The sequence below is a fragment of the Streptomyces sp. NPDC107454 genome (assembly GCF_055582885.1).
Genome location: NZ_JBVJPA010000023.1, coordinates 97,105 through 114,651 on the forward strand (window position 1 = coordinate 97,105; position 17,547 = coordinate 114,651).

A 17,547-nucleotide genomic window follows, 5' to 3' on the forward strand; every position below is an offset into this window, starting at 1 on the left:
CCTACCAAAACTCCATAAAGTTGCGCGAGATGCGTGCGGAGTAGTGATTGTGGACGCTTCTGTTTATTCGGCCGCCCGTGTGGTGGCTCATTTCCGTTGATGCTAAATGTGCTCCGATTAGGTGGTCAACCGTGACCAACGCCACACCCATTCGGCGACGGAACGCTGTTTGCGCTCGGCATGCGACATTAAGGGATTTGCCTGAAGATAGCGGACCACATGAGGTCAATGGTTCACTTCGGTCGTGCTGCGCTCTCCCCGTCGGGGACGGTGTATCCAGAGACGGAAGGCCATCGCAAGGTCATGACCACGGAGTCGTCCTCGGCGGACCAGGAGTGATCCACCCCCTGGCCCCAGACGACGTAGTCGCCCTGCCGCTCCAGCAGCACGCTGCGGCCGGGGAACTCCATACGGAAGCGTCCTGTGATGAGAACCAGCAGAGCTGTCCGCACCTCGCCCTTCACCCACTGCGCTCGTTGCTCACCGCGTGGATGGACACCCCATTTCACCTCGACGGCGTCAGTGTGGCGGGGATCGCCCTGCTCCTTGAAGTGCCCAAGCAGCCATCCCCGGTTCACTGTCGCGTCGATGCCCGCACTGCCTACGTATACGCCGTCATCCATGAACCCGAACGCTAGCAACCGAGGGTGCGGTGTCAGCCGCAGCGCGATCAACCGCGGGGCCATGGTCCCCACATGCCGAAGCCCCGGACGGGTTCACCCCGCCCGGGGCCCCTTCGCCCGGATCGGTCCGAGCACTACGAGCCGGCGTCGTTCACCGCGACTCGTCAACCAACCAGCGCGCGGCCACCTCCGCTCCGTCGGTGCGGAGCCGGCTTCCCAGGGACTTCGCACGCGCCCGGGTCTCGGATGACAGAGCAGTCTTGAGCGCGATGCCCAGAGATTCGACGGTCGTGGTCGCAGCGTCGAGGGCCGCACCGAGGTCCAATGCCGCCACCCGGCCGGCCCAGTAAGGGTTGTCCGACAGTTGGAGAGGTATCACCACTTGCGGCGCGCCCGCCCGGGCCGCCGTCAGCGTCGTACCCGCGCCACCGTGGTGGACCACAGCGGCCACCTTGCCGAACAGGTTCTGATGGCTGACCTCGCCGATGGCGAAGCAGTCGTCCCCGTCGTCGACGAGATCCAGGTCCGCCCAACCGCGGGACACGAGCACGCGGTTCCCCTGTGCGCGGATCGCCTCGACGGCCATGCCGCCGATGCCTTCGGCCGGGGGCATACTGCCGAAGCCCACATAGACCGGCGGGCTGCCCGCGTCCAGGAACCTCGCCAGGTCCGCCGGGAGGGGGCGTTCGTCCGCGAGGGTCCATGCGCCTGTCTGTACGACATCAAGGCCCGGGGCCGCCTGCCACGACCCCAGGACCGGGTCCGCCGCCAACCATGGACGGTCGGTGAGGATGTGATCGCGCACGTTGTTCACCAGCGGCAGACCGAGCGCTGCCCGGTGACTGTTGAGTGCCTCGCCGAACTGCGCGTTGACGTTCTGGGCGTCCGACTCCCACACTGTCCGGTTGTCGGCGACCGCAGGCTCCGGCCAGCCCGGCCGGGGCGGTGGCGCGTGGTGCGGCGATGGCAGGTGGACCGCCGCATAGCTCACGTACACGTAGGAGATACCCGCGGCCTCGGCCACGGATCGCGCGGCGACCTGCGCCAGACCTGCCGCCACCACCACGTCACATCCGTCGAACGCCGCCGGGAAGGTGTCGAATTGTGCCTCGACCAACTCGTTCCTGTAGCGGGCCAGGTCCGTTGCCGAGGGCAGGGTCTTTCCGCGCATCAATTCCTTGACGGGTAACCCGACCGGCACCAACTGCACTCCGATGCCGGCGAGCCGCTTGGCGAACTCCTCGTCCGGCGGGGCGCACATCCTCACCGCCGCGCCGAGCGCCCGCAGCCGCACCGCGAGTGCCACCAGCGGTTCGACGTCGCCACGTGTCCCGTATGTAGACAACAGCACCCGCATTCAGCGTCCTCTTTCGTCGGGTCGTCCATGCGTTTCTGCCGTTTCCGCCCCGGCTCGGGGTGTTGGCCGGCGGCGGCGATACGTCGGTCGTCAGGAATGATGGGCAGCAGTGCAGGTCGCGTGGTGGCCAGGGTAGGCGATGGTCGCCTCGCATCATCGCGCTTGGTTGCGTCGGTCAACTCGGCTATTTCGCACCAGACTTGTGCCTTCGGGAGTTACTGGGAACAGCCATCTCAGTGGCTACGGTGCGCGTGGGGCCGGAGGTTCATCGTCGGCCGGCTCTGGGCAGTCTGTGCTCGGCGAGGTGTGCAAGATCCCCCATCGTCCACACAATCGGAGTGCTACGCGATGCAGAGTTCGTCCACTCCCGTACCTGATGTTTCGGTCATCCTGCCCTGCGCCGGATACGGAACACGTTTCGGGGCGCCCTACCCCAAGGAGTTGCACTGCCTGGCTCCTGGGGTCACCGTGCTGGACCGCAGCCTGGAAGCCGTCGTCGAACTCGCCAAGAGCGGACTCAATGTGCGCCTGGTCGTCGTGTTCGCAACACACAAGCTGGACACGGTGAGTTATCTCGCTCGCTATGCCGACACCTTCCAGATGGTCTTCGTTTACCAGGACGAGTCGTTCGGACCTGGTCTCGACGGGGCGATCCGGTCCGCCCTGCCGATGACACAGGGGCCGGTCGCCCTCGTCCTGCCCGACATCGTTGTCGCAGGGTCGGATACGCCGGGCAAGCTCCTTGACGCCTTACGGCAGGTGGAGGTGGCGGGCTGGAGCGTAGTGGCCGCCGAGGAGCGGGATCACGACACGCTGCGGCAGATGGGCGCGTTGGCCGTGACCGAGGCGGAAGGCGTCCTGACCGTGGGGGCGGCCACCGACAAGCCGGCGGACCCCTCCGGCTTCAACGCGTTCTGGGGCATGGTGGCCGTCACCGAGAGCGAGGCGCACAAGCTGCCCGACGTCGTGGGCACGGGAACGGCCAACCCGTTGGCCGGTGCGGTCGCTCTCATGGTGGAGGGGATTGTCAACTACAACACCCCCGCGGGCTGACTTCTCGCGCGCCGACGAGTTCGTGCACGGTCGGCACTGCGCACGCGCGATGTCCTGAGCGTCTTCTCCATGAAGGGGTCTCCGCCAGAAAGATCGCCTTCATGCCTGTACGGCCGGTCGGCTCCCGCACCGTCCTCCCCGTCGACCCCGTTTGTTGACGGGTAGCCAGACCGGGGTGCCAATCAATAGGGAGGCTGCTGGGCTCTGATGCATCTCGTACGGCGAACCCGCACGACGCGGTGGCAACACCCGCACGGTTGTTCCGTCACTGCTGTCGGCGACGACGGAAGAGTGGATCAGGGGCGGCGCTTGAAGGCTGACCCGCGTGTGGCCAGGGCGGGCGTCAGCGGGCTCTGACAGTGATGGCGGGGAGCCGTCACGGAGGGTCAGTGCGACAAGATCATGTTGAGAGGTGAGCCGCTGGAGCGGCGGGCTCCAGCGTTCGGCGGCGAGGGACAAACCGTCGCTGTCCATGACCTTCAGGTACTTCGGGCAGGTCACGTCCATGCCGTGCTTACGGACGTTCGTAGGGGCGATGCCGCAGAGCTGACGCTGTGGACAGCGCGCGGTTGACGGTTTGCTGGGTCGGGGTGAGGCCGCGGCCCGGCGGGCGTCTGGAGGGGAGTCGTCACCCACGGGCCAGCTCCCATGCAGGCGCGGTCGGCGAGGAAGGGAACGTGCCGGCGTTCGCAGATCCGGATGATCCGGTAGGCGCGGGCCGCAGTGAGATCGTGCCCACGGCCGGGCAGCGTCGGCGAGATCCACAGCAGCCGCCCGACAGGGTCGGTCACCACCTGCACGTTCACCCCGTGTCGGCGGTGCTCGTGGGAGAAGTCGGCCCGGCTGTCGCCGACCCGATCGCACTGAGCCAGGGTGCCGTTGAGCAGGACGTAGTCCGGGTCCGCCTCGCGCAGGCCGCGCAGCAGGCCGGGTGCGCGGTCGGCGAGCAGGTCGATCACTGCTGTCGTGTAGGCGTGGGCGGTGCCGACGAAGATGCCGAACCCTGCAGCGAGTCGGGCGAGGGTGTCGTGCCGGCGCAGGCACACCAGGCCGACCAGGGCACGCTGGTGCGGTGGGAGCTTGCAGCGGCGGTCACCTTCACGGGCGACGATGAGCACTGAGAAGGGTGCCTGACGGGAGATTTCCCAGGTCAGGCACCATTTTGTGTGCCTCTGGGCGAGTTTCGGTGTCGTAGGCGGGCCAGGGTACTTCTTTGCCCTTGGTGAAGTCGGCCCACTTCTGGTGGGGTGTCTCGGCCAGGTCCTGCGGGGGGTTGGGGTCGGTGAACTCCTGACTGTCGGCCAGGTCCAGGGTGGTCCAGGCGAAGGCAGGTCCAGGCTGTGGCAGACGCCGACACCGACCTGCTTGTGGTTGGGCGCGACCTGCGAGCGCCAGCCGGAAGCTCCGCGGTACGGGCAGCTGCCGATACGGTCGAAGCTGCTTGCAGGACCTGCACATCCCATGCTCACCATGAGAGACGGTCTCTCAACAGCCAGTCCACCCGGTGTCCTTGATGCATCTCCCCGAACCGTGGGGTGCGACCTGTCGGAGGGCCCTGCGCCCCGCGGGGCGACGCGCGGGCGCCCCGCCGACGGACCGCCTCCAGAGGAGGACCGGGCCCACACTGCTCGTTCGCGCGTTGGTTCTCTCCACGTGGACCGTGCTCAACTGCTGTGCGCCATCAGGTAATTGACGTGGCGGTCGGGGGGCTGCTTCACTGGGGCAGTGGCTGAGCCACTAGACCAAGAAGTCGCTGAACCAGTGGGCCACTAGACCAGTGAGCCGCTGAACCATTGACCGAAGCCTGGGAGATCCTCCGTGGCCGTCGAAAGCATTCCGCGCCGAACCGTGGTCGACCTGCTTGAAGTACGGCTGCGTGACGACATCCTGCGCGGCACGCACGAACCCGGATCCCTGCTGCCCCCCGAGAGGGAGCTGGCCGCCGGGTACGGGGTCACCCGTACGACCTTGAAGCACGCGCTGACCCGGCTGGAGCAGGCGGGACTGCTGAGCACCCGGCACGGCATCGGCACGCGCATCCTGGATTACCTGCGGGTGGGCGGCGCCGACCTGCTTCCGATGCTGGCCGCACAGGATCCCACGTGGCTGCGGGAGGTCTTCGAGGTACGGCGGCAGATCGGCACCCTGATCGCCGGCCGCGCGGCCGACCGGCGCACGGAACGACAGGCCCGGCGGCTGGAACACCTGCTGCGTCAGGTCGCGGACGGCCCGGACGCCGACGCCGTCCAGCTCGCCGACGTGGAAGTGCATCGCGAACTGGCGCGGGCCACGGGGAACCGGGTCTATCTGCTCCTCACGAACACGCTGTTCAACGCCTACCTTCCGGTACGGGCCTCGCTGCGGGCGCCGTTCGAGGACGCGGCGCGGGCGACGGACCGGCTCGCGCCGGTGGTACGGGCCGTGGTCGACCGGGACGGCGAGGAGGCGCGGCGCGCGGCGGAGACGTATCTGGCCGGCACCGAGAAGATCATGCTCGGTTCGCTGAGCAGTTCTCGCGGGCGGCCGACCGCCGACGGTCCCCGGTAGCCGCGCTTCCCGGCGGAGACTCCGGGCCCGTCGGCTCCCGTCGAGGCGAGGCGAGGTGTGTGCGGCGAAGCGGCCCGGCCTCGGAGTGGCCCCGATCATGCACGGATGCCCGTTCATCTCACGTTTTCTCCATTGTCATGCATAGGTCAATGCAGACGCTCTGGTGAACGCCCGGCGGGGCGGGACCAGGTGCGCGGCTGCGACCCCTCAGGTGCCCGAGAGGTAGTCCGGGCCCATCACCCCCAGGACGGCCGCCCGTTCACCGTGGGCGCGGCGGCGACCAACAACACAAGGAGCATGGTGAGCAGATCAAGCAAGAGACGCGGCGTCCTCATCGGCGTGATGCTGTCCGCGGTCATCGGCGGCACCGTCCAGCCGGCGATCGCCGCGCCGGTGCGGGACGCGGGAGACCAGGCCACGCCGTTCCGGAAGTCTCCGGTGCGGTCGACCGAGCAGGAGATCGCGCGGGCGCTGTCCGCCTCGCTGCGCGACCCGCAGTGGCGCGAGCAGGTCCGTGCGGCCGCGCTCGGCACCGAGGACGTGGACCTTCAGGCGCTGGCGGGCAGGACCGCCGCTCCGGAGGGCAAGAACCTGTTCGCTTCCGTCTCTGCCGCGGACCGTCGCATCGCGGGCCTGAAGGGCCTGCCCGCGTCGACCGGGTCGCTGCTGCGCGTTCGGCTGGGCGCGCCGTCCATGCGGTCGCACCTGAACGCCGAAGTCACTCCCTGGATCGCCGTCGCCGCGGCCGCCGACGACGCCAAGACCCTCACGGCGTACGACAGTCAGGGCCACGCCCACTCCGTCGACACCGCGCGCGTCCCCGACCGTCCGCTGTACGTCCTGGACATCGACGTCACCAAGGCTCATCGGGCCGGCCTGAAGGTGCTGCAGAAGGCCTTCGCCGACAAGGGGCTGACCTCCCTCCCGTCGAAGGTGGCGAACAGCGCCGACGCCGCGAGCGCGGCGGGATGGTGGGCGACCAAGGTCACGGCCGTCGAGGTGAACGACGACCAGGAGCCCTGGTTCAAGGGTGCCGCCGAGATGTTCTCGCTGGTGACCGGCTTCGGCAAGGACGGCACGGCGCGCGTCGACTCGGTGGACATGCCCTACCTGGACTACGACGGCACCGTCTACTACCCGAACCAGATCCTGGTCAACTGGTCGAACTACAAGTACAACCTGGCCGACGTCGTCATGATGGAGGACGACGACGGCACCAACTACCGTGCGCTGGCACAGGCGATCACCACGGCGCTGCTCACCGTGACGGACCAGGGCACTTACATCCCGTTGGTGAACGCGGTCCTGAGCGCGATCCCCGACAGCTGGTTCACCGACGATCCCGACTACGTGGAGTCCTGGTACACGCTCGCCCAGAATTCCTCGGGCCGGCTGAACGGCGCCTCGGGCAACGGCTGGATGACCGTCGAGCCCTACTTCGTCGAGGAGTTCTAGACCTCGTACGCAAGCGCGGACCGGCCGCCGCACGTCGGTGAACGCGCCGGTCCGCGCCGAGGACATGGCTGTCGTGCCGGAGGCCGCATGTACTCGTCGTGCGGCTTCAGGACCGGACACGGAACGGGGCGGGCAGGGCGTAGGGCGACGTCACGGGGTATCTACTTCACGGCCGGTGTTCTGGTCGTGGGCCAGGGCGTGGGTGACCGCGGTGGTGCTCTCGTACAGGATCCGGTACTGGGTGAACCGGCGGTCGTAGACACCCGCGGGGGCGGGATCGGGCCGGACCACCGATTCCGCCGGATTCCAGGCCGCGATGTCCGGTCGGCCGATCAGCCCGGCGGCGAGGAAGGCGGCGCCGTAGCTGGCGCCGATGGTGGTGCGGGCGACGATCTGTTCGAGACCGGTGACGTCGCTGACGATCTGGGGCCACAGTCCGCCCCGGGTGCCGCCGCCGACCGCCACGATCCGCCGGATGTCGGCGCCGGCCGCGAGCATCGTCTCGACGTTGTGCCGGACACCGTAGGCGGTGGCCTCCAGCGCCGCCCGCATCAGATCGCCCCGGGTGTGACCCAGCGTCAGGCCCGCGATCACACCCCGGGCGTCGGGGTCCATGACGGGTGTCCGTTCCCCGGCGAAGTACGGCAGCATCACCAGGCCGTTCGCACCCGGGGGCGAGGCGGCCGCCTCGTCGAACAGCGTGCCGGAGCCGACATCGCCGAAGAGATGGCCCAGCCAGTCGGTGACGGCTCCGGAGGTGGCCATGCCGCCGGCCAGGCAACGGGTGCCGGGCAGGGCGCCGACCGTGGACCACATCGAGGGGCTGGTCACGAGCCGGTCGACGGTGTTCACCAGGAACATGGTGGTGCCGTACATCAGCATCAGGTCGCCGACGCCGTGGCCGCCGACGCTGATGGCCTCGCTCCAGGCGTCGATCGTCCCCACGATGACCGGCGTCCCGGCCGGGACGCCCGCGACGGGCGTGCTCACCCGGCCGGCCTCCTCGCCCGGCCAGTGCAGCGGGGGGAGTTCGATGCCGGGGGCGATGCGCCCGGCCCATTCGGGGATCCAGCGCTGCTCGTGGATGTCGAACAGCGGGGTGCACTGGCTGGCGGAATGCAGGTCCAGCACATAGGCGCCGGTCAGCCGCTGGGCGAGCCAGGAGGCGGGCATGAGGAGGCGGCGGGCGCGTGCCCACGCCTCGGGCTCCCGCTCGCGGATCCAGGCGAGTTTCGGCCCGACGGCCTGTGACGACAGGGCCGACCCGCACCTGCGGAAGATCGTCTCCGGCCCCAACTCCCGGTTCAGCCGCGCGATCTGCTCCTCGGCGCGGGTGTCCACCCCGTACAGCACCGCCGGACGCACCGGCTCTCCCGCGTCATCGACCAGAAGGGTGCACGGGCCCATGCCGCTGACTCCGACGGCGCGGACGGTGACGTCGTCGCGATCGAGCAACTCGGCCGCGAGCGAGACGAACTCGTCCCACCACACATGTGCGTCCATCTCGACGTGCCCCGGCCGGGGACGGTCGACCACGTGACTGCGTACGGCCTCACCCAGGATGCGGCCGGCAGTGTCGACCACCACGCCCTTGGTGCTGGAGGTGCCAACGTCAACTCCGAAGACGACGTCCATCATGTACTGCCTCCCTTGGCGCCGGATGCGCCACCGTAGGTTGTCGCTCGGTCCGGCGGGCGGCCGCGGTTCAGCCGGACGGCTGCCGGAGATGTCGTCACATCTGTACCTCGGACGAGCGCGGAGGCGTCTCCCCCCGGGTCTCCATGGCAGAACCCGAATACCGGATCCGCGCCCAGTGCACGGACTTCTTGGTGTGCTGGTGGCACAGAGGCAGCGCATCGCCGACCAGCGCTAGAAGCGCCGGTCGAGACTTTGGCAGGATCGCCGGCCCGGAAATGGTCCGGATCTTGACCGGCGCGGTCCCTCGGATCGGGTGGCCGCCCGCGGCGCCACGCAGCGGTCGGAGCCGGAAAAAAATGGGGGGTGCCACCTACTGCATCCGTTCGCGCTCTGGTGTGACATGGCCATCGGCCGACACCTGGCGTAACAGTGCCATGGCACAAGAGCGACATGTGTGACCCCTTGAAGGACGGCGGGGGAGGCCGGAGGATCCAGTGATCTTTCGCTCTTCGCCGCGTCTCAGGAGTCTTCCTTGCCCAAGGTTCCCATCCCCCGGCCCGGGCCGATCGCCCTCGCCGTGGCGGCCGCGCTCACACTCGGCGTCATACCGGCGACTGCCGCTGTGTCCGCGTACTCCGCCGGTGAGGTGTCGCACAACGACGCCGGACACCAAACCCCCGGCGCTGCCGGCACGCACACCGTCACCCTGATCACGGGTGACAAGGTCACTGTCGGGACCGCCGCCGACGGCACCGTCGTGCGCTCCTTCCAGGCCGCGAGCGGAGCCACCACCGGCTTCCACCGCGCTGTCCTGGACGGCGCGACCTACGTCTACCCCGACGCCGCGCTGCCGTACGTGAGCGCCGGCAAACTCGACAAGCAGCTCTTCAACGTGACGCGGCTGATCGCCGAGGGGTACGACGACGCGCACAGCTCCCGGCTGCCGCTGATCGTGCGCTATACCGACGCCGCCGCGAAGTCCCGCACCCGGGCGAAGGTAGCCGGATCGAGCGATGTCCGCCGCCTGGACAGCATCCAGGGCGCGGCCCTCGCGCAGAATCACCAGCAGGCACCGGAGTTCTGGTCCTCGCTCACCGGGGGTTCCGGCGCGGCGGCCCGGTCCGCGAAGCCGTCTTTCGCGGGCGGCGTCGCCAAGGTGTGGCTCGACGGCAAGGTGAAGGCCGACCTGGCCGACTCCACCGCGCAGATCGGCGCGGACAAGGTCTGGGCGGAGGGCGACACCGGCCAGGGCGTGAAGGTCGCGATGCTCGACAGCGGCGCGGACACCGAACACCCGGACCTGGTCGGACAGGTGTCCGACAGCGCCAGCTTCGTCCCCGGCGAGGACGACATCGCCGACTACAACGGCCACGGCACGCACGTCGCCTCGACCATCGTCGGCACGGGCAGTGCCTCCGACGGCAAGGAGCGGGGTGTCGCCTCCGGCGCCCGGCTGGCCGTCGGCAAGGTGCTCAACTCCGAGGGCAGCGGCCAGGAATCCTGGATCATCGCGGGCATGGAGTGGGCCGCCCGCGACCAGAAGGCCAGGATCATCAGCATGAGCCTGGGCGGCGGCGGTGACAAGACCGACCCGATGAGCCAGGCCGTCGACGAACTCAGCCACGAGACGGGCGCGTTGTTCGTGATCGCGGCGGGCAACGGCGGCCCGCACTCCATCAGCAGCCCCGGTGCCGCGGACGCCGCGCTGACCGTCGGAGCCGTCGACGCCAAGGACACGCTCGCCGACTTCTCCAGCCAGGGCCCGCGTGACGGCGACGGCGGCCTGAAGCCGGAGATCACCGCGCCCGGCGTCGACATCGTCGCGGCGCGCTCGCACTACAAGCGCGGCTCCGGCTACTACACCACGATGAGCGGCACGTCGATGGCGACGCCGCACGTCGCCGGTGCCGCCGCGCTCCTCGCCTCGGAGCACCCCGACTGGACGGGCACCCAGCTCAAGGAGGCGCTGGTCAGCAGCGCCAAGGCAACCCCGGCGTACACCCCGTACCAGGCGGGCGCCGGCCGGCTCGACGCGCTGGCGGCCGTGCACACCACGGTCTTCGCCACCACGAGCGCCTACTCCGGCTTCTACACGTGGCCGCCGAAGCCGGGGCAGACCGACGTCCAGACGGTGACGTACACCAACGTCGGCGACGCACCGGCCAACCTCGACCTGGCGGTCAACGGCACCGTCCCGGCGGGGTTGTTCAGCCTCTCCGCCGACCACGTCACCGTGCCCGCCCACGGCACCGCCACGGTCACCCTGACGGCGGATCTGGACAAGCTGGGCGGCGACCAGTCGGTCAGCGCCATGATCACCGGTACGGACGGCAGCGGAGCGGTCCGCGCCCGGACCCTGATCGGCGGGGCCCGTGAGGGCCAGCGGCAGAATCTGACCGTGGTCGCCAAGGACCGTTCGGGCAAGCCGCTGGAGGGCCGGGTCGTCCTGACCGCCGAGCACCTCTTCACGGTGATGGACCTCGACGCGTCCGGCACCGGCACGGCGCGGCTGCCCGTCGGCAGCTACAGCGGCTGGCTCACCGGTGACGTGCAGGGCGCCGAAGGCCCGCACTCGCGCGGCATGGTGCTGCTCGCCTTCAACGACGTGAAACTGGACCAGGACCGTACCGTCACCCTGGACGGCCGCAAGGCACGCCGGATCCTGGCGCGCGTGCCGCAGCAGACCACCGCCGTCGCACCGCGCCTGGACGCCCACAGGTCCTTCACCGACAGCCTGGTGGAGACGTCGATGCTGCCGGACCCGTCGTACGACAGCGTCTGGGCGCTCCCGACCGGCAAGAAGGTCACCGACGGCGAGTTCGAGACCGGCGCCCGCTTCCGCCTCGAGCAGCCCGCGCTGACCCTGAGCACGAAGTCGACGACCTTCAACGACCCGCTGGTCAAGCGCGCGGCCACGCCGCTGCCCGCCGGTACCCGGAACCTGACGGCGGTCTTCGCCGGTGACGGAACGGCCGAGGAGCTCGCGCGGCAGAACGTGCGCGGGAAGGCCGTCGTGGTGCGCGGCGCCGGCACGGAAGGGATCAAGGCCCAGGCGGAGGCCGCCGCGGCGGCCGGCGCCCGGCTGCTGCTGGTCGTCAACGACGGTGTCGGCCGCCTGCAGCCCTGGGACGAGAACCCCTGGAGCCCTCAGAGCCCGGCCCCGGTGACGGTGGCGACGCTCAACGCCGACCAGGGCGCCGACCTGCTCGGCCAACTCCGGCACGGCGCGGTCTCGCTGAAGGTCACCTCGCACCCCACGACCGACTACGTCTACGATGTCGTGCACCACTGGACGGGCGCCGTTCCGGCGGACCCGACCTGGCGTGAGGAGTCCAAGGACCTCGGCCGGGTGAACGTCTCCTTCCGGAACTACCGGCAGGGCAAGGCGATGGAGTTCCGTCCGGACGTCTGGCGCGGCTGGGCCGTCGGCAACCAGCTCACCGCGCCCGCCCAGGGCGAGCGCACCGACTGGGTCACCGCCGGCACCACGTGGCTTGACGACGCCTTCATCCAGGGCGAGACCGGGCAGCACTCGATCGACCCGCTGAGCTACCCGGCGCGCAAGACCGGCAAGGTCAGCTGGTTCGGCCCGATCCAGCGGCCCCGCATGGGCCCGATCAACTACCAGCCGGTGCGCTACCTCGACACGATGTACATCACCGCGCCCGGCTGGGGTGACTCGGGGTCCGGCCACGTCGGCGAGGCCGGCGCGAACTTCGACGTCAAGGACTGGATGTCGCTCTACCAGGGCGACCAGCAGCTCGACTGGGGCAACGCCGAGTACTTGCAGGTTCCCGGCCTCGGCGCCGAGCGCCTGCCCTACCGGCTGGTCCTCGACAACGACCGCGGCACCTGGGCCAACCCGTACTCGACGCACACGCTGACCGAGTGGGACTTCACCTCCGCGGTCACCGGGAGCGATGCGGCGGTGTCCCTGCCGCTCATCCAGCTCGACTACGGCGTGGACACCGACAAGTCCGGCCGTGCCGACCGGCACGCCGGCCTGACGGTGACCGCCTCGCACCTGCCGGGCACCACCGCCACCATCGGGAAGCCGACCGTCGAGGTGTCGTACGACGACGGTGCGACCTGGCAGCGGACCGACCTGAGCCGGTGCGACGACGGATGGCGGACGAACCTGCGCGCGCCGCGGTCCGCCGACTTCGTCACCCTCCGGGTCGGCGCCCGGGACAGCGCGGGCAACACCGTCTCGCAGACGATCACCCGGGCCTTCGGCCTGCGCTGACGTCACACCCCAGGAGGTCACCCTGGACGGCACCGCGTGGGTGGGACCGCAGCCGGCGGCCCTGCCCACGCGGCGTTCCCAGTTGTCAGAGGATCTATGAGGACACCTCGTCGCGGAACGGCAAGCGAGTGCTCGCCGCTTTGTGCGGGGTGAGTCCTGTCGAGCGTTCTTCGGGATGTCGGCATCTCCGTCGCCTCAACCGCGGTGGCGATCGTCGGGCCGATGCCGCGCTCCATCGCATCGTGTTCACTCGTCTGCGGATCGACTCGCGCACTCACGACTATTTAGAGCGCCGGATCAAGGAGGGTAAGACCCGTCGCGAAATCGTCCGTTGGCTCAAGTTCTGTGCGGGCCGGGAGGTCTTCCACCTGGTTGGACAGCTACAGTCAGGACCTCGCTCACAAGGGCTGTGTGATACGGGACATGGCCACTTCCGAGACCCGGTCGTCCGCCACGATCTCCGTCGCGTGAGCGGAGCGAGGCTGCTGAGGGGCAGCATCTCCAGGCGCAACTGCCGGCCCGCCCAGCGCTACGGCGCGGGGGGTTGTTGTGCGGAGCGGAGTACGAGCAGGGTGATCTCGCTCGGGGCGAAGACGCGGAACGGCGGGCCCCAGAAGCCGGTGCCGCGGCTGGTGTAGAGGAGGGTGCGGGTGCCGTGGCGGCTGAGGCCGGCGAGGGCGGGCTGGTCGATGCGGACCAGGTGGTGGAAGGGCCAGATCTGGCCGCCGTGGGTGTGGCCGGAGAGTTGGAGGTCGACGCCGCCGGCTGCCGCCCGGTCGACGAACTTGGGCTGGTGGGCCAGGAGCAGGACGGGGTGGTCGGGGTCGGCGCCGTGCAGGGCTCCGGCGAGGTGGGCGCGGTGGCCGGCGAGGCCGGAGGACTCGGCGGTGACGTCGTCCACGCCGGCGACCACGAGGGTGTCGCCACCGCGTTCGAGCAGCAGATGGCGGTTGCGCAGCGGCTCCCAGCCCAGCTCGTCCATGAGGTCGACCCAGCCCTGGGCCTCGCTGTAGTACTCGTGGTTGCCGGTGACGTAGACCCGGGCCCGGGTGGCCTGCACGGTGCCGAGTGGGGCGGCCTGGGCGCGGCGGCGTTCGGCCGTGCCGTCCGCGATGTCTCCGGTGTGGCAGACCAGGTCGGCCTGCAGCGTGTTGACCGTCTCGCAGACCCGCGCCGACCAGCGGGCGCGGTCGAGCGGGCCGTAGTGGGTGTCGGTGATGAGGACGACGCGCGTGCCGTCCAACCCGGCCCCCAGGCGCGGAAGTTGGACGTCGAGGCGGCGTACCCGTGGTACCCGGCGGGCCTCGGCGTACCCCCAGGCGAGCAGCACGGCGGCTGCGCCGAGGACCGCCCAGGTGACGATCCGGGCCCGGTCCTGGCCGTCGCCGACGCCACTCACGGTCAGGGCGAGCCGCAGCAGGACGCCGAGCAGAACGGACCAGGTGAACAGGACCCAGATGGTGCCCAGCAGGGTGTCCCCGACGATCGCCGCCCAGTCCTGCTGGCGTCGGCCGTGGCCGCGCACCATCGCGAGCGGCATCCCGATCAGGCCGAGGGCGAACAAGGCGGTGCCGGCCAGAGTGACAGGGAGCGGCCAGTGCTGGCCGGCGTGCAGCAGCAGCCAGCAGGGCACGGTCCACAGCAGGACGGGGGCGATCAGGGGGAGGTAGCGCATCAGGCGGTGCAGTCGGCTCGGCCGGGTCTCGTGCGCTGCACTGTCGGCGGATCGGGTTTCGCTGGTGTCGGTCACGCTTCCCCTCCTTGAGCAACCGGGCTGCCGTCGCGCGCACTGTATCCGGCGGTCCTCGGGCCCGTCGGACGGGGTGTTCATGGTGGGCAGCCCCACGCAGCGAAGGGGTCTTTGCCGGGCGGCAGGACTCCGTTGCGGCGGCCAGGGTGCCGACTATTGCGGCCCGGCCCCCGGGGGGGCTGATCTCGGTCCCCGCGAACACCCTGTCCGAGCGGGCGGTCGCCGGGAGGCGCATGTTCTGGCCGGGCAGGACGGGCGTGGAACCTGCCCTCTTCCAAGCCTCTGACCGGCCGACAGTACGCCGCCGCAGCGGCCCTCGACGGCCGCACGCGCGTGAGCGCAGTACCCAAGCTCGCCCTGCGGACCGCATGCCCGTTCGAGACCCAGGCGGGCGATGTGACGGAGATCTTTCGTTTGCGAGGGCCCGATCAGCTGACGTCGGGTACTGCCGTTTCAGTCCTGGTGGCGCAGCGCCACCATCGGGGGGGGACGGGGACGGGAGTCGTCCGGCCGGCGGGCGTCAACTCGCCCGTCTCGGGCCCGACGGCGAACTGGGCGACGCTGTCGGCTGTGCTGTTGTTGACGTAGAGCCATCGTCCACTGGGGTCGATGACGAGGTTGGTCGGACCGCTCACGCCCTGGCTGGTGTGGCCGATGACGGAGAGCATCCCGGTCGGGCGGTCGATCCGGCAGCCGGTGATCGTCCTCCGGCATCCCAGGTCCACGTGCTCTTGGCTCTCACCGTATTGAGAATGCGCGCAGCCTGGCCGGTCTCTACCTGCTCCCCGGCCCGTCCTCTCCCGTCCGCTCGCCGTCCGCCGGGCGCGCGGCCGCCCAGTGCAAGCGGATCACCGCGTACGTCTCGCCGTCCCGCGGAGGCCGCGTCCATGAACGGGTGGCAAACGTGTGCAGCCGCCCGTTCGTGATGGCATGACGCGGCAGATGGGCACCGAACTCCCCAGCCACCGCTTCCAGCAGCGACCGTTCCACCTCGGCCCCGTCCTCCAGGTCACCGAAGAACCGGCTCGGGGCCAGCGCCCGCGGTATCTCCCCGCTTGACCGGACCTCTCCGTCCGCGTAGGTGAACGCGTACTGCTCGGCACCGTTTCGCGCCACCGAAAGGTGGAAGAACGGTTCCCCGTGCCATGTCCTCAGGCCGCTCCACACCACCACCGCGCGGGTGCCCGCGCTGGCGGCGGCGGCCGGGGAGACGAACCGCCGCCGGTCGAACGGGGCGGGATCGCCGTCGAAGGCGAAGCTCCAACCGGTGCCGGCCCGGCCGACCGCCATGAGAGCTCTGTCGTCGTAGGACGAGAACTCCCTCTGGTTGTGCGGCGACCTGTGGCGCGCCTCCCAGCGGGTCGTGGGTTCGTTCAGCACGGTGCCGTCCCCGTCCGCGAGACGTCCGGGCAACTCCTCCGGCGCCACACCCTCCACCAGGACGAACCGGTAGGACGTGCGGCTGTTGCCAGGGTCCGGCTCCGCGAGCCACGCCAGGCCACCCGGGTCGAGCCCGGCCGTCGGCCTCGGCGCCTCATCCGCCTGCCCGCCCCTTGGAGTGGACAGCAGCTCGCGACCCCGCTCCGGGGTCAGCAGCGGCCCGAGCACGGGGTCGGCCACCCACCCCAGCGGCGCCAAGTGGTCAGGTCCCAACGGCTCCCACAGGGGCAGAGCATCTATCAGCGTCCGCCATGCCCCGTCGGTGTCTCCCCACCGCGCCAGCTCCCGCGCCCGCTCGACCCCCTCGCCGAACGGTCCGGCCGCCGTGTACCGGTACGAGCCATTCCTCACCTGATCCAGCGTCGCGTAAGCCAGCGACACCACGTCGTCGTCGGCGCCCCGCAGATGGAACGTCAACGTGGAGTCGTCCCGGTACGAGTGCGCCGCGTGCTCGGCGACCAGCGGTGGCAGCAGCTCGGGCGCGTACTGCGGGTCCGTCACCAGGCCCTCGAAGTACACCATGTAGGTGTGTCCGAGCAGGCGGCGTATCTGGTCGCTCAGCCCTGCGGCCCTCGGCCTGCCGTACTCCTTGGCCTCGTCCAGCGCCTTCCCGGCCCGTTCCCAGCCGCCGCGCAGCGCCTCCAGCCGGGCCTCCTCCACCAGAGCGTCCAGCTTTCGTGTCGTGTCGTTGGCGAACACCGGCTCCCCGTCGCTCCGGTGCGCCCGCAGGCTGTGGAACTCCCGGTACATGTCCCGCATGAACTCAAGGAAGTTCGCGTGCCGCTCGGGTGGCGCGGCCCGCCAGCTCGCCCACGTGTACACGGCCCACTCACCGGCCTCATCCAGGTCCTCGGGATCCATGAGGACGTGGGTGATGTCGGACTCCACGTCGAGCTGCAGCCCGCGCCGCCAGATGTCCGCCTCCCGCCGCTCCTCGGGCCCGGCGTCCTCGTCCAGGTACTCCTCGAACATGTCCGCGAGTCCTGACTCGTTGTTGTGCCAGTGCGCGTCCTCGGTCCCGGCCAGCAGCCACACGAACCCGCCCGCGTGCCGCCACCCGTCGCTGACCTTGAGGAACTCCCGGTACGACGGGGGTATCCGTCGGCCGAGGCGCTCCTCCATGGCTGCGATCCGCTCCTCCGACGCGGGCGGGAACCCCAGCCACCGCGCTTGCCGGGCGGTCGCGTCGTCCTCGCCCAGCGTCTCGCCGTCCGGCAGGGAATCTGCCCACTCCCCGCTCCACCTGAGCAGGAAGGACCTCCAGTTGAATGCCGTGGTGTCCGTCATGCGCCTGATGCTTCCACCCACCACTGACAGTGCTCCGTTGCTTGCTGCGGCCAGCGGGACCCTCTCGTACGCGACCGGCTCGGCAGGCTGTGCCGGCGTGCTTGCGCCCCGCTCGGTCGATGGAGAAGTCGGCGAACTCCTCGTCGGTGAA

The 17,547-nt window shown here is 70.0% G+C and carries 10 protein-coding genes and 2 pseudogenes; 5 read left to right on the forward strand and 7 right to left on the reverse strand.

Translation table 11 applies throughout. From position 1 onward, the window contains the following. Positions 1-233: 233 nt before the first annotated feature. Together ACZ69M_RS43280 and ACZ69M_RS43285 are read right to left on the reverse strand one after the other, a co-directional pair. The gene (locus ACZ69M_RS43280; RefSeq protein WP_470058852.1) at positions 234-623 is read right to left on the reverse strand and encodes a signal peptidase I; all 390 of its coding nucleotides are present in this window, start codon (positions 621-623) and stop codon (positions 234-236) included. A 151-nt stretch (positions 624-774) separates the two neighbouring features. Further along, the gene (locus ACZ69M_RS43285; protein WP_470058854.1) at positions 775-1,980 is read right to left on the reverse strand and encodes a glycosyltransferase; all 1,206 of its coding nucleotides are present in this window, start codon (positions 1,978-1,980) and stop codon (positions 775-777) included. A gap of 348 nt (positions 1,981-2,328) precedes the next feature. Between ACZ69M_RS43285 and ACZ69M_RS43290 the strand changes: the two genes are divergently transcribed. After that, entirely contained in the window at positions 2,329-3,033 is a 705-nt protein-coding gene (locus ACZ69M_RS43290; RefSeq protein WP_470058856.1) for an NTP transferase domain-containing protein, read from the forward strand. A gap of 520 nt (positions 3,034-3,553) precedes the next feature. On the opposite strand, the pseudogene ACZ69M_RS43295 reads toward ACZ69M_RS43290, so the two are convergent. Beyond that, a pseudogene (locus ACZ69M_RS43295) lies at positions 3,554-4,187 on the reverse strand (transposase); the annotation flags it as partial. Between the two features lie 664 nt (positions 4,188-4,851). On the opposite strand from ACZ69M_RS43295, the gene ACZ69M_RS43300 reads away from it, so the two are divergent. Both ACZ69M_RS43300 and ACZ69M_RS43305 read left to right on the forward strand, forming a co-directional pair. Then, a complete protein-coding gene (locus ACZ69M_RS43300) occupies positions 4,852-5,580 on the forward strand; it encodes a FadR/GntR family transcriptional regulator (protein ID WP_470058858.1) in 729 nt (242 codons plus the stop codon). A gap of 297 nt (positions 5,581-5,877) precedes the next feature. Next, a complete protein-coding gene (locus ACZ69M_RS43305; protein WP_470058860.1) occupies positions 5,878-7,035 on the forward strand; it encodes a DUF3103 family protein in 1,158 nt (385 codons plus the stop codon). A gap of 150 nt (positions 7,036-7,185) precedes the next feature. Here ACZ69M_RS43305 and ACZ69M_RS43310 read toward each other — a convergent pair whose 3' ends face one another. Beyond that, positions 7,186-8,670, reverse strand: coding sequence for an FGGY-family carbohydrate kinase (locus ACZ69M_RS43310; protein WP_470058974.1), 1,485 nt, complete (start codon positions 8,668-8,670; stop codon positions 7,186-7,188). Between the two features lie 535 nt (positions 8,671-9,205). Between ACZ69M_RS43310 and ACZ69M_RS43315 the strand changes: the two genes are divergently transcribed. Together ACZ69M_RS43315 and ACZ69M_RS43320 are read left to right on the forward strand one after the other, a co-directional pair. Beyond that, positions 9,206-12,919 (forward strand): S8 family peptidase, encoded by a 3,714-nt coding sequence (locus tag ACZ69M_RS43315; RefSeq protein WP_470058862.1) that lies wholly within the window; start codon positions 9,206-9,208, stop codon positions 12,917-12,919. A 101-nt stretch (positions 12,920-13,020) separates the two neighbouring features. After that, positions 13,021-13,308, forward strand: a pseudogene (locus ACZ69M_RS43320) (transposase); the annotation flags it as partial. 140 nt (positions 13,309-13,448) lie between these two features. Here the strand turns inward: ACZ69M_RS43320 and ACZ69M_RS43325 are convergent. From ACZ69M_RS43325 to ACZ69M_RS43335, 3 genes are all read right to left on the reverse strand, one after another. Continuing rightward, the gene (locus tag ACZ69M_RS43325; protein ID WP_470058864.1) at positions 13,449-14,669 is read right to left on the reverse strand and encodes a metallophosphoesterase; all 1,221 of its coding nucleotides are present in this window, start codon (positions 14,667-14,669) and stop codon (positions 13,449-13,451) included. A 428-nt stretch (positions 14,670-15,097) separates the two neighbouring features. Beyond that, the gene (locus ACZ69M_RS43330; protein WP_470058866.1) at positions 15,098-15,394 is read right to left on the reverse strand and encodes a beta-propeller fold lactonase family protein; all 297 of its coding nucleotides are present in this window, start codon (positions 15,392-15,394) and stop codon (positions 15,098-15,100) included. A gap of 49 nt (positions 15,395-15,443) precedes the next feature. Then, positions 15,444-17,396: an SMI1/KNR4 family protein gene (locus ACZ69M_RS43335; protein ID WP_470058868.1), complete on the reverse strand. Its 1,953-nt coding sequence runs from the start codon at positions 17,394-17,396 to the stop codon at positions 15,444-15,446. Positions 17,397-17,547: the final 151 nt, after the last annotated feature.

Bases quoted from the DNA above. Each gene is read 5' to 3' on its own strand.
- ACZ69M_RS43335 (WP_470058868.1), bottom strand. From the start codon at position 17,396: ATGACGGACACCACGGCATTCAACTGGAGGTCCTTCCTGCTCAGGTGG.
- ACZ69M_RS43280 (WP_470058852.1), bottom strand. From the start codon at position 623: ATGGATGACGGCGTATACGTAGGCAGTGCGGGCATCGACGCGACAGTG.
- ACZ69M_RS43285 (WP_470058854.1), bottom strand. From the start codon at position 1,980: ATGCGGGTGCTGTTGTCTACATACGGGACACGTGGCGACGTCGAACCG.
- ACZ69M_RS43310 (WP_470058974.1), bottom strand. From the start codon at position 8,670: ATGGACGTCGTCTTCGGAGTTGACGTTGGCACCTCCAGCACCAAGGGC.
- ACZ69M_RS43305 (WP_470058860.1), top strand. From the start codon at position 5,878: ATGGTGAGCAGATCAAGCAAGAGACGCGGCGTCCTCATCGGCGTGATG.
- ACZ69M_RS43290 (WP_470058856.1), top strand. From the start codon at position 2,329: ATGCAGAGTTCGTCCACTCCCGTACCTGATGTTTCGGTCATCCTGCCC.